11 protein-coding genes and 1 pseudogene are annotated in these 15,053 nt (G+C 61.0%); 4 read left to right on the forward strand and 8 right to left on the reverse strand.

Features of this window, described 5'->3' with window-relative positions:
- Positions 1–40: 40 nt before the first annotated feature.
- The 3 genes from CI15_RS25115 to CI15_RS25125 all read right to left on the reverse strand — a co-directional run bounded on the left by CI15_RS25115 (position 41) and on the right by CI15_RS25125 (position 3,094).
- Positions 41–457 (reverse strand): RidA family protein, encoded by a 417-nt coding sequence (locus tag CI15_RS25115; RefSeq protein WP_062132788.1) that lies wholly within the window; start codon positions 455–457, stop codon positions 41–43.
- A 7-nt stretch (positions 458–464) separates the two neighbouring features.
- Positions 465–1,964, reverse strand: coding sequence for a 2-hydroxymuconic semialdehyde dehydrogenase (locus CI15_RS25120; protein ID WP_062132791.1), 1,500 nt, complete (start codon positions 1,962–1,964; stop codon positions 465–467).
- Positions 1,965–2,107: 143 nt separating this feature from the next.
- Positions 2,108–3,094 (reverse strand): LysR substrate-binding domain-containing protein, encoded by a 987-nt coding sequence (locus tag CI15_RS25125; protein WP_062132805.1) that lies wholly within the window; start codon positions 3,092–3,094, stop codon positions 2,108–2,110.
- Between the two features lie 228 nt (positions 3,095–3,322).
- Between CI15_RS25125 and CI15_RS25130 the strand changes: the two genes are divergently transcribed.
- Positions 3,323–4,429: a porin gene (locus CI15_RS25130; RefSeq protein ID WP_241495921.1), complete on the forward strand. Its 1,107-nt coding sequence runs from the start codon at positions 3,323–3,325 to the stop codon at positions 4,427–4,429.
- Positions 4,430–4,499: 70 nt separating this feature from the next.
- On the opposite strand, the gene CI15_RS25135 is transcribed toward CI15_RS25130, so the two are convergent.
- A complete protein-coding gene (locus CI15_RS25135) occupies positions 4,500–4,946 on the reverse strand; it encodes an SRPBCC family protein (protein WP_062132812.1) in 447 nt (148 codons plus the stop codon).
- Between the two features lie 155 nt (positions 4,947–5,101).
- Positions 5,102–5,485 (reverse strand): VOC family protein, encoded by a 384-nt coding sequence (locus CI15_RS25140; RefSeq protein WP_062132815.1) that lies wholly within the window; start codon positions 5,483–5,485, stop codon positions 5,102–5,104.
- Between the two features lie 327 nt (positions 5,486–5,812).
- Here CI15_RS25140 and CI15_RS25145 point away from each other — a divergent pair, with 327 nt between their 5' ends.
- Positions 5,813–6,550: an OmpA family protein gene (locus tag CI15_RS25145; RefSeq protein WP_062132818.1), complete on the forward strand. Its 738-nt coding sequence runs from the start codon at positions 5,813–5,815 to the stop codon at positions 6,548–6,550.
- A 3-nt stretch (positions 6,551–6,553) separates the two neighbouring features.
- Here the strand turns inward: CI15_RS25145 and CI15_RS25150 are convergent, their stop codons facing one another.
- Complete coding sequence (locus tag CI15_RS25150; RefSeq protein ID WP_062132821.1) at positions 6,554–7,096, reverse strand: dipeptidase; 543 nt, start codon at positions 7,094–7,096, stop codon at positions 6,554–6,556.
- Positions 7,097–7,573: 477 nt separating this feature from the next.
- On the opposite strand from CI15_RS25150, the gene CI15_RS25155 reads away from it, so the two are divergent.
- Together CI15_RS25155 and CI15_RS38370 are read left to right on the forward strand one after the other, a co-directional pair.
- Positions 7,574–7,924, forward strand: coding sequence for a hypothetical protein (locus CI15_RS25155; protein ID WP_153041188.1), 351 nt, complete (start codon positions 7,574–7,576; stop codon positions 7,922–7,924).
- A gap of 481 nt (positions 7,925–8,405) precedes the next feature.
- A pseudogene (locus CI15_RS38370) lies at positions 8,406–8,609 on the forward strand (IS110 family RNA-guided transposase); the annotation flags it as partial.
- Positions 8,610–9,664: 1,055 nt separating this feature from the next.
- Here CI15_RS38370 and CI15_RS25170 read toward each other — a convergent pair.
- Both CI15_RS25170 and CI15_RS25175 read right to left on the reverse strand, forming a co-directional pair.
- The gene (locus CI15_RS25170) at positions 9,665–10,735 is read right to left on the reverse strand and encodes a zinc-binding metallopeptidase family protein (protein WP_062132830.1); all 1,071 of its coding nucleotides are present in this window, start codon (positions 10,733–10,735) and stop codon (positions 9,665–9,667) included.
- A gap of 260 nt (positions 10,736–10,995) precedes the next feature.
- Positions 10,996–15,009 carry a CheR family methyltransferase gene (locus CI15_RS25175; protein WP_062132833.1) on the reverse strand — a complete coding sequence of 1,338 codons (4,014 nt, stop codon included), beginning with the start codon at positions 15,007–15,009 and terminating at the stop codon, positions 10,996–10,998.
- Positions 15,010–15,053 lie beyond the last annotated feature (44 nt).

Here is a 15,053-nt window from a genome sequence, read left to right on the forward strand (position 1 = left end):
ACGGCTGATGTGATGAGTGGCCAGGCGGGCCGCCGCTGACTTAGCGCGGCTTGTAGGCGACCGCCTTGATTTCGATGGCCAGATGCGGATGCGGCAGCTGGTGAACGGCGACCGTCGTGCGAGCCGGGCCCTCGGCGTCGAAGTACTCACCGTACACCGCGTTATAGCCGCCGAAATCGTTCATGTTGACCAGATACGTGCAGATCTCGACCACATCCTTTAGCGTCGCGCCTTCGCTCGCGAGGATGTCGCGAATGTTGTCGAGCACCGCGCGTGTCTGCTCGCGAATGTCGAGCTGCATCGTGCCCATCGCGTCGGCCTGCGCGCCGGCGATCGTGTTATCGGCGCGGCGCGAGCTCGTGCCCGACACGAACAGAAAGTCGCCGGCACGCTTCAGATGCGGATAGGCGCCACGCGGGCGGGCTTTTTCGGGCAGCAGTTGGGAAGAAACGGTCATGAGGTCCTCACAGTTTGACGCAGATGGTCGACAGCTCGGAATAAAAATCGAGCGAGTGACGGCCGCCTTCGCGACCCAGCCCCGAATGCTTCGTGCCGCCGAACGGCGTGCGCAGATCGCGGCTGAACCAGGTATTGACCCACACGAGGCCGGTGTGCATCTGCCGCGACACGCGATGCGCGCGCGCCAGGTTCGTGGTCCAGACGCAGGCGGCGAGCCCGTACGCGCTGTCGTTGACGCGTCGTACCACTTCGTCTTCCGCGTCGAACGGCGCGATATGACACACCGGCCCGAAGATTTCCTCGCGCACGCAGCGCGCGCTGTCGGGCAGGCCGGTCAGAATGGTCGGCTCGACATAGGCGCCGCGATCGCGCACGTCGCCGAACTTCGGCGCGCCGCCGCCGGTCACGACGGTCGCGCCTTCATCGACGGCGAGGCGGTAGTACGACAGCACCTTGTCGCGATGACCGTGCGAGATGACCGGCCCCATGTCGACGTTCGCTTCGTCCGGATAGCCGAGCTTCATCGCCTCGGTCTTCTCCTTCAATGCCGCGACGAAACGCTCGAAGATCGGCCGCTCGACGTACACGCGCTCCGAGCACAGGCACACCTGGCCCGCGTTCGTGAAGCTCGAACGGCGCACGCCTTCGACGGCGGCGTCGAAATCGGCATCGGCGAACACGACGGCTGCATTCTTGCCGCCGAGTTCGAACGAGATCTCCTTCACGTCGTCGGCCACCGCCTTCATGATCGCGCTGCCGGTGCGCGACTCGCCCGTGAACGTGATGGCCGACACGTCCTTGTGATGCGTGAGCGCCTCGCCCGCGGAGCCCGGCCCGAAGCCGTGCACGAGGTTAAAAACGCCCGCGGGCACGCCCGCTTCGTGCATCACTTCCGCCAGCAGCGACGCCGACGAAGGCGTCTCTTCCGACGGCTTCACGACCACGCAATTGCCCATCGCCAGGGCGGGCGCGACCTTCCAGGTCAGCAGCAGCATCGGCAGATTCCACGGCGAGATGATGCCCACCACGCCGAGCGGCTTGCGCACCACGTAGCTGAACTGGTCGGAACCATCGGCCGCGCGGCTTTCGAAGATCTCGCCCGGGGTCGTCGAGATCAGTTGCGCGAAGGTGCGGAAATTGGCGACGCCGCGCGCGATGTCGAGCGTGCGCGCCTGCTGGACCGGTCGCCCGGTATCGGCGACTTCAGCCGCGACGAAATCGTCGAAGCGCCGCTCGATGCCGTCGGCGATCCGGTTCAGCAGCGCGGCCCGCTCCTGGACGTCGTAGCGGCTCCACCGGCCCTCGAGCGCGGCGCGTGCCGCGCTCACCGCGCGGTCCACCTCGGCCGTGCGTGCCTCGCTGACTAACGCGAGCAACTCGCCCGTCACCGGACTGCGATTCTCGAAGCGCGCCTCGCTCGCCACGAACTCACCGCCGATGTAGTGGCGCAGCAAAGGCGGCGCGCCAGCCGTGGACGAAGAAGGAAACGAAAACGGATAGCTCATCTGCGTAGTTCCTGCGTAGAACGGATGCAATGAGTCTAAAAGGCCGTCCCCATAAAAAATAATAACGATTTCGTTTGCTGATATTCCATTTTTCTATACCAACGGAGGCCTGCGCCAGGCCGGATCTGGCGAAGCGCGCAGGCTCACCCGGCGATGCGCGCCGCGCTCTCGCGCAGGCACGCGATGAAGCGCTCGCACGCGGGACTGACCTGCCGGTCGGCGCGCGTCGAAAAGCCGACCGCGCCAAAGTCCGCGGCTTCGCGCAGAGGCACGATCGCGAGCAGCCCCGCGTCGACGAACTGCTGGGCGGCCGCGCGCGGCATCAGCGCGACGCACGCGCGCTCGAGCAGCATGCCGAGGTTGGTCAGCATCGACAGCGACTCGACGCGATCCACCGGCAGCGGCAGACCCGCATCCTGGAACAGCTGTTCCGCACGGATGCGCGTCGGCGAATCGGCGAGCGGCAGGATCCACGGCAGATTCGCGAGGTCGGCGAATCGCGGCCGTTTCGGCAGCGCGAGTGCGTGACGCGCGCCGACCACCACGCAGATCGACTCCTGAAACAGCACCTCGTGCTGCAACGGAAACGCGTTCGCAAGCGGCAGCTCGCGCTCGGGCAAGCGGCCGACCACGATGTCGAGATCGCCGGTCGCGAGCGCGGGAAACAGCTGCGCGGTGCCCGCTTCGCGCACCGTGACGAGCATGCCCGGCGCCTGCTCCTTCAGGAGCCGGATCGCCATCGGCAGCAGTCGCGCCGACGCGACGATCAAGGTGCCGACGATCAGATGCCCCGCCGTGCCGCCCTGCAGCGCGTTGATCTCGTCGGTGAGATAGCGCAGCTCGGTATTCATCGATTTCGCGCGACGGCCCAGCAGACGGCCGAGCTCGGTCGGCACCACGCCGCGATTCGTGCGCTCGAAAAGGGGCGCGCTGAAGAACGCTTCGAGTTCCTGCACGGCCTTGGTGATCGCGGGCTGCGTCATGCCCAGCTCCTTCGCCGCGCGTAGCAGCGAACCGGTATCGATGACCTTCGCGACGAGTATCAGCTGCTGCAGTTTCAGCTTGCGCGACAGCGAGACGTGCGACAGCTCCGGAACGCGATCAGGCGGGCGGCGTACGTCCTTGTTCATATTCGATCTCCTCCAGTGTGCGTGATCCGCCTGCCGACGACGACAGGCCGATCGCCGCAGATATTACCGTTTCGACTATCCACAGCGGGTCTTTTCATTATTTTTTCCGCGTGGCTCGCTCTAGATTCTCAGTGCTTTTCGCCCGAGCCTGCCGAAGCAGGCTGCAAGGCAAGCTCGATGTTGCCCGTCATCCACGCTCAAGCGAGCCGATCATAATCAGGAAAACCGATGAAAAGAACCAGGACCCTAGCCGCGGCCGCGATGGCGTGTGCCGGCGCCGCGACGACACCGCATGCGTTCGCGCAAAGCAGCGTGACGCTGTACGGGATCGTCGATGAAGGACTGACGTATACGACCAATCAGAACGGCCACAACAATTGGCAGATGCAAAGCGGCGTGTCGCAAGGATCGCGATGGGGACTGCGCGGCGCGGAAGATCTCGGTGGCGGCATGCGCGCGATCTTCGTGCTCGAAAACGGCTTCGATCCGTCGACCGGCGCGCTTGGACAGAATGGTCGCCTGTTCGGTCGCAGCGCTTATGTCGGCCTCGATTCGCGCTTCGGCACACTGACGCTCGGGCGCCAGTACGAGTTCATGACCGACTATGTCTCACCGGTCAGCGCGCAGGGCCAGTGGGGCATCTACTTCGCGCATGCGGGCGACGTCGACAATCTGAACGGCACGTTTCGCGTGAACAACGCGGTCAAGTACCAGAGCCCGAGTCTCGGCGGATTCCATCTTGGCGCGCTTTATTCATTCGGTGGGCAACCGGGCTCGTTCGCCACCTATAGCGTCGTGAGCGTCGGCGCGAACTACAGCAACAACGGTCCGTTGTATGCCGCGGCCGCTTATACGCACATCAATAGCCCGTATGCGGCCGTGTTCGATTCGCTGCCGAAAAACGCGCTCTATACGCGCTATCTGCCCAGCGCGACCAGTCAGGAGATTTACGGCGTCGGCGCGACTTATCTCGTCGGCTCGTTCAAGTTCGGCCTGAACGCGACGCGCACCGTGTTTCATTCCGGACTCGACGGCGCAAACGTCGACTTCAATAATTACGAAGCATGGCTCGGCTACTCCATCACGCCCGCGTTACAGGTGGGTGGCGGCTATACGCTCAGCGACGTCGACGAACACGCGACCGGCAACAAGCCGCGCTATCAGCAGGCGAACCTGATGCTCGATTACTTCCTGTCGAAACGCACCGACGTGTACGCAATGGCGGCGTGTCTGACCGGCAGCAGCGGCACGCATGCGCAGATGGACTACGTGAGCGCCGCATCCTCGAATAACCGGCAAGCGTTGTGGCGCGTGGGGATTCGCCACAAGTTCTGACGTGCCGGTTGCGACGGCAAGCGTGGCTCGAAGACGGTAGCAGGCGCAAGCGCCTGCTATCGGATGCCAGTCAGTCCGGAATCTGCGGCTCGACCAGCCTCGCCAGTTGCTCAAGCGACTCCTGCCAGCCGAGGTAACACATCTCGACCGGAATCATCTCGGGGATGCCTTCCTGCACGATGCTCAGTTCGGTTCCGCACGACACCGGCCGCAGCGAAACGGTCGTGTGCATCTGACCGGGTAGATTCGGATCGTCGAAATGGTCCGAGTAGCGGATCGTTTCGAACGGCACCAGTTCCAGATACTCGCCGCCGAACGAGTGTCCCTTGCCGGAGCCGAAGTTATGAAACGACATCCTGTAGGTGCCGCCGACGCGCGCGTCCATCTGATGTACATCGCACGTGAAGCCGTACGGCGGCAGCCATTTCGCCATCGCGCCAGGTTCGAGAAACGCGCGATAGATGCGCTCGGGCGTCGTGCGCAGAACGCGGTGGAATTTGACGGTTCCGGTAGCCATGATGTGTGCGCCTTTTCACTGGAGGGGTTGAACATACTGTCACGACGGACCGGCGCCGTGGGAATCGACGTGGGCAAGACCAGGCAAAACCCGTAGACGATGCCGACACGCGCCGTTGCAGCCGCTGCCTTCGCTTGCTGATTCTGTCTGTACGTCTATTTCCGCGCGACAGGTTGACCGACCACGAAGCGGTGGCCATCCGGCGTCGCGACGACGAATTCGCGCATGCCGTATGGACGGTCCGCAGGCGGCGAAAGAATCAGCGCGCCTTGCTGGACGAATTCGTCGTGAAGCACGTCCACGTCGTCGACTTCCATGTAGCCGAAGTAACTGTGATCGCCGATCGCCGAAGCCGGCGAGGCGTCCGGGCACGAACCGAGCATGATGCGCACTTGACCTCTCGACAGCAGGCGCCAATCGGACGCGTCGGTCCATTCTGCCTGGAAGCCGAGCACATCGCGGAAATAGGCCGTGCTGCGATCGAGGTCCTGGACGGCGAGGACAAAGGCGAAGGGTTGCAGTGCATTCGAGGTAGGCATGGGAATCTCTCGGGTAGTTTGCTTTGGCTTTGGCTTTTGCTTTTTGCTTTTTACTTTCTCGATCTTTGACACTCGTTTAACAGGTGTATCGCGCTCACAGGCGTTTGTTACGCGGCATTACCCTCTCACTCGCGCCAACTGTTATCGAAGCGCGTCCATTCCCGTCAAACACCCTATTTTCAGCTGCAATGCAGCGCCTCGTTCGTCACGACGTTTGCTTACACTCCGCAAATACTTTTCATCGTGCAAACCGTTAGCCTTTGATCACGGCTCGAATGCCAATTCGCCCGAGACGAATCCAACATTCAACTCTTTGCACGACACAATATGACAACCACTCGTTTCCGTGACACCACCGGCAACCGCCGTCGTATCGCCATCGGCCTTGCAGCCAGCACCGCGCTCGCCGCCGCATGCTTCGCCGGCATCGCGCCGGCCGAGGCTCAGGTGATGGTACTCGCACCGCCGACGCCGATCTACGAAGCCGCGCCGGCGCCGCGCGTCGGCTATCAATGGGAGCGTGGCTATTGGGGCTGGCAGTATGGGCGCTACGTGTGGGTGGCGGGTCATTGGGACACGGTCGAGCGTCGCGCCGGGTATGCTCCGCCGCCTCCGCCGCCCGCTCCCGCCGCGCAGGTTCAACAGGTCATGCGGCTCTCGGCCGACGCATTGTTCCCGTTCGATCGCGGCGATCTCGCCGATATCCTGCCGGGCGGCCGCTCCGACATCCGCAAGATCGCGGCGCAGCTGAGCGCCTCGCGTTTTGGACATATCGAAGTGCGCGGCTATACGGACCGTCTCGGTTCGTCCGACTACAACCTGCAACTGTCGCAACGCCGCGCCGACGCGGTCAAGGCGTTGCTGGTGCAACAGGGTATTCCGGCCGATCGTATCAATGCGCGTGGTCTCGGCGGCCAGGACCCGATCACCCACTGCTCCGATGGTCAGGCACGCGACAGCCTCGTCGCATGTCTGCAGCCGGATCGGCGCGTCGAGATCGTCAGCTTCGCGCGCACCGATGATCGCTACGCGCCGCCGCGTCCCATCGCGATGATGCGGCCATAACGGTCACGCCATCGACGCCTCGAACACTCTCCGATAATTGCCGCCCAACAATAGGTCGGTTTCCTTCCGCGAGAACCCGGCCGAAAGCAGCGCCGCCCCCAGAGCCGGCAACTGGTCATAGTCGCGGAACACCGGCGGAGAGATGAAGCCGTACATATCGGTACCCAGCCCCACGTGCTCGATGCCGACGACGTCGACCATCCGCTTGAAACCGTGCGCCATGCCGTCGAGGTCGCGGAACGTGCCCGAACTCGGCCACACGCCGATCACGCCGCCCGTCTGCGCGACCGCGCGCGCATGATCGGCCGTGATCAGGCGGCTGCGCGCGCCGGGGTGCGTCGCGAGCGCGGTATGCGATAGCACCAGCGGCTTCGTCGTGACGGACGCCGCGCGCTTCACCAGATCATAGGTGCCATGCGCGACGTCCACGACGATGCCGAGCGAGTTGCAACGACGCACGACGTCCGCGCCGAAATCAGTGAGTCCGCCATGCACGGGCGCCTCGGTCTGGATGTCGCCGAGTTCGTTGACGCGGTAGTGCGTCAACTGCAAATGCCGTCGCTACAGATCGAAATAAAATCAATCAGTTGCGCCGCTTTGTCTAACTTGTTGACTAAGAAGTGCGGCAGTTTTGGCGCCGGTTTGCGGCCGATTTTCCATTCAAGTTAGACGGCTCGTGACGCCCCCGGCAGGGAGTTCCCCGTTCGTTGTAAGCGAGGCATTTCGCCTTGTAATTACCTCCTTCCTTTTAGCGCAGGCTCATAGCCGAGCTGAGCGAGCCTGATGACGTTGCGCAGGAGCGGCGGTGCCTGTGAGTCGCGGGGCGTGTCGTGAACGACGCGTTCTGGCAGTTCAATATCAGTCTGCGTGAACGCGACTCAGTAATAGCCTGTGGCGCCGAGAGACTGAGCATCGTAAGCCAGAACATGCGCCAGCGATGCAGAATATCGATGTCAGCTTCGATAGACGGTCTGCGGTACAAAGCCTGGACCCCTCTGCCCTGCAACCCGATTTGAGAATCTTGTGGAAGGTCTCGATCTTCCAGTGCATGGCGTCCCAGTCGAGATTCCAGATTGCCTCGGCGCGCGATTGCATCGGCAGATCGGTAATCAGCTTCCATTCAATGCGAGGGCGTCCTGGTGGCAGGTCTCGTTCCTGGGCGTACAGGACCGCAAGCTGAAGCGCAGGATAGCGGTTCTACCTACTAATTGGCCGCAGTACGGCCATTCGCTGGTAGCGGAGCCTAAGCGTAACCGTAATCGGACGCTCCTTCGCATCACGAAGCTCGACGCGGTGAAGACCTTCTGCCCCCACAAGCCCGAGTGGTCGATCAAACTCGTGCCATTGCAGATGGGTGACCTGTACATTTCATAAAGTGATGCAAGCTGCTGTTTATATGAAAGAAAGCCGGCATTTTGAGTTGTGCGGATAGCGACTGAAATGCACAAGCGATACCAAATAAAATCAACGGTTTATAACCCGATTCCAGACGGGGCATTTTGTCATTTGCGGAAATGCTGAAGACAGAAATGCCCAGCCGTTCACGTATTCACAGAGCGAGGAGCGTGACGGCCCTCCCTCCCGCTAAAACCATCTCGAACATCGAGCATCAAAATACGACCTCGGTACGGATACCGTCATCGATACCGTGCGAACTCCTGACGCCGCAAATGACAGGTTCCGGGATGCAACCGACTCTCGCCCCGCCGAGTTGGTCGGCAAGTCATCGGCCAAAGCTGCCTCTTGGGCGGCCTGGGTTCTATGATAATCATGTAGCCGGCCTCCTCGCCGCGGTTCAGCCGCAGCGGGTTTAAAGTCAGTTTGCATAACTCACTTTGAGCCTCAGGAGACCGACATGAAATATTGTGGCATAGATCTGCACTCCAACAACTGCGTGGTAATCGTGAGCGACGAGCAGGACCGCGTTGTGTACCAGAATAGGCTACCCAACGACCTCAGGCAGATCGCTGCAGGGCTCGAGCCGTATCGGCCCGAACTAACAGGGGTGGTCATCGAGAGCACGTACAACTGGTACTGGCTGGTAGACGGACTGATGGACGCGTCGTCCAAAATGCCCCGGATCTTGGGAAGCAGCCTGACGTGCTGTCTGATAGGATCCAGACGACTGTTCTGCGCTTGATGGCGTTCTGGGCACGGTGGAGCTTCCGTGCCGGAGCAACAACGCACTCGCAGGGGCGAGCAGCGCAGCGTTGACCGCATCGGGATACAAACTGCCATTGCCGGGGCACGGCGCCACGCTAGCGCGCTGGGGTGACCTGGCAACGATCGCCGGGCCGCATCGCACGCGGACGCGCTTGCGATTCTTTCCTAATCTGGCCCCGCACCGCATTCCTCGATGAATGCGAGCCAGAGTGAACGGCCGTCGAGGCTATCAATGATGCAAGCTACGCCCCCACCGGGCGCTAGGCATAGCGGTACTTTCGCTAGCGCATCTTGGAAGGCGGCTGCTACTCCCTGCTCAATGTTCAGGATGAGATCGGGCGCCTACCGACGACAGAAATTTTCCGATGGCTTGTGCTTACCTGCCGATCACGGGTATGAACAGTCTGGAATCTTCGGGCGATGGTATCCCCAGCTAAGTGCAGGTCTACGTTTACGACGCGATTGATTCGATGTCCGGAGCGTATAGGCAACCGTCGATGAAAGTGTGCGCCCGCCGCTCCGCATATGAAAATGCCTCTTCAGCTGACAAGAAATCAAGCTGTTGCGGAAGGCTGGAGACTGCCGTTGTGGGCAGGTCTGACGAAAGAATAGACCAGGAGACGGAGTACCGAAGCTCCTTGCCATTAAGTGAGACGACATTGTTCGCTACGACCCGGACGTCAATTGTGAATCCGCGATACGCCGCACAGGACTGGCTTTGCATAACTGCTCCATTTCTAAATGATCGCCGACAGGCGAGATATATAGAAAGCGCAACCCGCATTCCTGCCTGACCAGGTCATAGACCAGGGGCAAAGATGACCGCTGCTCTGCGGCGCCTACAACGGCCACTTTGCCGCAGGAACCGCGGGGAAACCGGCTGCGGCGGAGCGCACGGACTGCTGCGCGCCCCCCGATGTTTGATGCGACTCCAATCATCGCCGACGGGCCTTAGTGACGTCGCGCCGACCGGGTAACGCAATCGACAAACCGCAGCTTTTCGACGACCGCGTCGGACCATGCGCCCGGATACGAATCTGCAGCGCCAATACTACGATTGAGTGTATTCACGACCGCAGTGAGGGCGAACCATTTTGTCATCGAACATTGAAAGTCATCGTCGGCCCGTTCCACCGATTGCAGCTGTGGCACCCTCGCGTCATGACCGCTTGCAGTACCCTGAGCAATGGAAAGCCCATACGCAGTTGCCGTATCGATGGTGTCGACAATGCGCAGATAGTGTGCCCACGTCTCCGCCCAGTCCTCCCACGGATGCATCGCAGCGTATGCGCTGATAAACGAATCTTGCCATCCGCCGCGTACCGCGCCTTCGCGATAGTGGATTGCAAGCGCCCGGCGATAGTCCGCCCGTTCGTCCCCGAAGATCAGTCGAAACTGTGTGAGCAACGGTGTCCCCACTATCGGGCGATCATCGAAATAATGCCCGATTTCATGGCGGAAATGACCAAGAAGCGTGCGATGAGGTTCCCTCATTGCCAGACGGGTTTGCTCTCGATGCTCGTCATCGGCTTCGGCGACATTCACCGTGATCAGCCCGCTCGCATGTCCCGTCAATACCGCCTTCGAAGGCGTGTCCTCGAGAAACGCAAATTGAAGGCCCTTCGAAGGATTTTCGTCGCGCGACTCGACCGTCAGTCCGAGATCGTCAAGCGTATAGAGCAGCCGTCGTTTCGCGGACTCCAGCATAAACCAGTAATATCGTCGGCGAGGTACTGAGAGATCTGGAATCGTGTGCGTCAGGCGACAAGCACGGCAAAGCGCATGGCAAGATTGCGCCGGCAACATCCAGTTGCACACACCTTGCGTCGCATAGTTCAGGCACGGCTTGTACAAGGTTGTAGCGTCGTCTGGCAGACGCTGCCATCGCCCATCGCCGAGGTCCCGGAAGGCACTCATCTCCGCTGTTTCAGCAATGAACCCCAGAACGGCGCCGCAACCGTCGCAGTGGTTACTCTCGAAGAGAACGGGATGATGACAGCAGCCGCACTGAAAGGTTTTCATCGAAGTTGCCGAGGACACGCATTCGTCGCACGTGAACGAGGTGCTCGCCCACGGTCGGCTGCTAGTCGATGGTCCCCTTCCCTTAGCACAACACCGCGATGCAATCGGCAACTTTTGTCGTCTAGCCGTATCGTGATTTTTGCGGTCAGTTCGCCCCGCGCGGGCCCGGCGACTTTCAATGGTGACTTATAGCGGCGGCTGTCTCGGCAGCAAGATTGGGGCGATCGCAGCACCGTGATTCACGGACCGCCGCACACCTTCTACTTGGACAACAATCGCAGCAAGTCTTCCGGATCGACGGGCTTGGTCAGATGGTGGTCGAAACCTGCCTCGGCCGAGCGCATGCGGTCCGCTGGCATTCCATATCCCGTAACGGCGATCAGTGTGACGTCGCGACCGGGCGCGGACTTGCGCAGTTGCCTTGCCACCTCAAAGCCGTCCTGATCTGGAAGTCCGATGTCGAGCAGAACGACTTCTGGCCTGAAGGCTTCGACCGCCGCGATTCCCGAGATGCCATCCAGGCGGGTCTGCACGTCATGACCTTCGATGGCCAGAAGCATCGCCAGCGCTTCGCTCGCGTCGGCGTTGTCGTCGATGATGAGAATCCGCTTCGCTGGCACTGCGGCGCGGGTCGGCGGTGCATCGACACTTTCCTCCGCGCCCGGTGTTGCACCAAGCGGCAGATCGACAACGAACTCGCTGCCTGTCCTGCCGTCACTGATTGCCCTGACCGAGCCGCCGTGCAACTCGACCAGACGCCTGACCACGGAGAGTCCGACGCCCAACCCGTTCTGGCGCTGGTTGCCCGATACCGGGCCCTGGACGAACATTTCGAACAGACTCCCAAGCATCTGTGGCGGGATACCCCTGCCATTGTCCTTGATGCTCATAGAAAGCCTGTCAGCCGTTCGTACCGCACGCAGTTGTATGGTGCCTCCGGGCGGAGTGAATTTTGCGGCATTGATCAAGATGTTCTCAATGACCTGCGACAGACGGGTCGAGTCAGCGTACAGATAGACGGATTCTTCCGGAAGCGAGACCAGGAGCGTGTGATGACGTTCATCGACGATCGGCTGGCAAACCTCGATCGCACTCTGGACAACTGTCTTCAGCAAAACGGTTTGACGGTTCAATTCAATGCTGCCACTCGTGATCCGCGTGATATCAAGCATGTCGTTGACAAGGTGCATCATTGCGCGCACCTGACGCTGTATGACGCCAGCGGCCCAGCCTTTCTTCGTTTCTCCAACCGCGTCGGAGACCAGCAGGTTGCCGGCGGAAACCAGCGCTGCCAGCGGATTGCGTAGCTCATGGCCTAGCGTGGCCAGAAATTCGTTTTTCCGGCGGTCGGCAAGCGCTAGCTGCGCCGCACGTTCACTCAGGTGACGATTGCTGACGCTGCGATTGGTGAGATCGCGCTCTGTCGACGCAACCCCTATGGCGTTACCCGCATCGTCTAGCAGAAGCGACATGGTCAACCATATGTCGATCGTCCGACCGTCTTTGGCAACGCGCCGCGTTTCGTAGGAATGCAACGCTTCGTTGTGCGACGCCTCCTGGATGAACTCGAGGTGGTCCTGCCTCGCGCCTCGTGGCACCATATCGGCGACAGTCATGCTGAGCGCTTCCGCCTCGCTATAGCCGTACATTCCGGTGGCTGCCCTGTTCCATGCAAGGAAGCGGCCCTTAAGGTCAAATACCGTTACTGCGTCGTTGGAATCCTGGACGACTGCCGCGAGCCGCCGCGAGCGCTCTTCGGCTCGCTTGACATGAGTAATGTCTGTCCAGGTGACGACGGCGCCGGCAGGCGCCTTGCCATGAAGCGCGACATAGGGCGTGACCCGCCGCATGAACCATTGTCGAGTGGCCGTTCCAACTTCTCTTTCCACGTGTCCCGTTGCACCAGAAAGCACCTGCTCTACATCCTGCTCTAATGTTCCGCCGAGAGGTGCAGCCAGTACTCCGGAGAGGGCACGCCCGGTATCAGGTAGTGCGAGCCCGAACAGACGGGACGCGCTGGGCGTAAATCGCTTTATCGCGCCGTGCCGGTCGAGAAGCAACGTCGCAATCTCGGTGCTCGCGAGAAGATTCGTGACGTCTTCGGCGAGCGCCTCTGCCTGACCGATCTTGTGTTCGAGCTGGGCATTGACCTGGTTCAACTGTTCGTTGACTGCCTGCAATTCTTCTTTCGAAGTCTCCAGCTCTTCGTTGGCCGAACGTAACTCTTCGTTCATCGAAAGAATTTCTTCGTTCGATACCCTTAGCTCGCTGTTTCTCTCTTCCAGTTCCTCAATGGTGTTGCCAAGGGCGGACTGGGTTGTGCGAAGTTCGCTCTCAAGATGCCAGAGATCTGAATCGACACCCGCAGCGATCGGCGAAGCGGGCCGGTCAATGACGGGCAGCCGCGCGAAAATGATAAGCAGGGCCTTGCCAGAATGCGCTGTATCGAAAGGCCGTGTGACAGTGATTTTCACTTCTGGCCCTTCGCCGTCCGACACCACCTCGCTGACAGGGGTGCCGGATTCGCTTTCGATAGCCCGGCGCAGCACGATATGCAGTTTCAGGCGCAGCCCTTCGCGGGCCATATCGAGAACGTTGCCGGTCGGTTCTCCCGCCGGTTGTCGCAGATATTCGTCTGCTGAGCCGCTTATGTAGAGGACCTGATGCGCGGCGTTAACCAGTACCGCAGCGGCGTGATGTTCGGTCAGCAGGGTTGCGTTCACCAGCTCCGCGTATCCCTTGCTTCTTATGCCCACGCGGCTTGTCGGCGGGAATTCGTCGCGCCGCGCTGTCCGTGTCGAAAAACGGTAGCCGGAAACGCCGGGCGCTGTAACCGGACTGCGCTGGTAAATTCGCCACGCGTTGGACATTTCCTGGAACTGGACGGAATCCGGATCCGTGCTTTCTGAGCGTCCAAGAAACAGATACCGCTTTGGGTTCAGCGAAAAGTGAAACAGCTCGAACACGCGCTGCTGGGCTTCAGGTTCGAGATAAATCAGCAGGTTCCGGCAGCTGATGAGGTCGACGCGGGAGAATGGCGGGTCGGCGATCAGGTTCTGCGGCGTAAAAAGGATCGTTTCCCGAAGGTTCTGCCGGACTTGATATCCGTCGCCCTGCGGATGAAAGAAGCGGTTCAGCCGGGCCTCCCCAAGGGGTAACGCGACACCGGGTGTATAGATGCCGGTTCGGGCCCGCGCGAGAGCCGCACGGTTCACATCGGACGCGAGAATCATGAATTTTCGCGATCCATTGCGCTTCTCGATCTCCTCGGTGAGCAGCATGGCCATCGAATAGGCTTCTTCCCCTGTCGCACATCCTGGCACCCAGACGCGCAGTGGCTGTTCGCCTTCCGGCTCGTCAAGGAGGCCAGTCAGAACGCGCTCGGTGAGCACTTTCCACGCGTCCGGGTCGCGGAAAAACTCCGTCACGCCAATCATCATGTCCAGGCTTAGCGCATCCGCTTCCTCGGCCCGGGTTTTCAGTATGTCGCAGTAAGCATCAAGGCTGTTCACCCGGTTCACGGTCATACGGCGGGCGATACGTCTTTCCAAGGTTCCCCGCTTGTATCCTCTGAAGTCCGCGCCGGCGGCCGCCAACGCGCGTAGCACCGGCTCGAGATCGGCAGGATGCTCCTCGTCGTCTGCGGCCGGTAAGCTGAGAGCGGCTGGGCGCTCGATGTAGTCAATCAACGCCGCGGGCATTTTGTCCACTGGAAGCACGTAGTCGACCAGCCCTGTCGCGATCGCGTGTTCCGGCATCGCACTGTGCTCAGCGGATTCGGGCGTCTGTGCCATCACCATACCGCCCTCGACCTTGATGGCTCGCAGGCCGGCAGCACCGTCGGCATTTGCCCCCGTGAGCACGATTCCGATGGCGCGCTCGTGCTGATCGGCTGCCAGGGATGAGAACAAACGGTCGATGGGCATTGGAATTTCGGGACGCCCCACCGCCGGCATCAGTTTGAATGCGCCCCGGGCGACGCTCACCGATACCTTCGGCGGAATGACGTACACACATCCCCCTCGAATCGGCGCACCGTCTTCAATCATGGATACGACGAAGGATGTATCCCTTGCAAGAAGCTCCGGCAGATGACTTTCGGAATCCGGCCACAGATGAACGACGACCACGAAGGCGATGTCGTGCGGCATGGCGGAAGCCGCCCGGAAAAACTGGCCGAGGGCGTGCAGCGCACCGGCTGATCCGCCGATTGCCACGATTCGTGCGGGAGCAGGCGGTGCGCACTCGGTAAGCTGTTCTTTTGCGTCGAGCATGTTTGGGCACAGGATCCGCAGAAATTTGGGTGAAACTCAACTTC

This window comes from Paraburkholderia monticola (assembly GCF_001580545.1).
Lineage (GTDB): Bacteria > Pseudomonadota > Gammaproteobacteria > Burkholderiales > Burkholderiaceae > Paraburkholderia > Paraburkholderia monticola.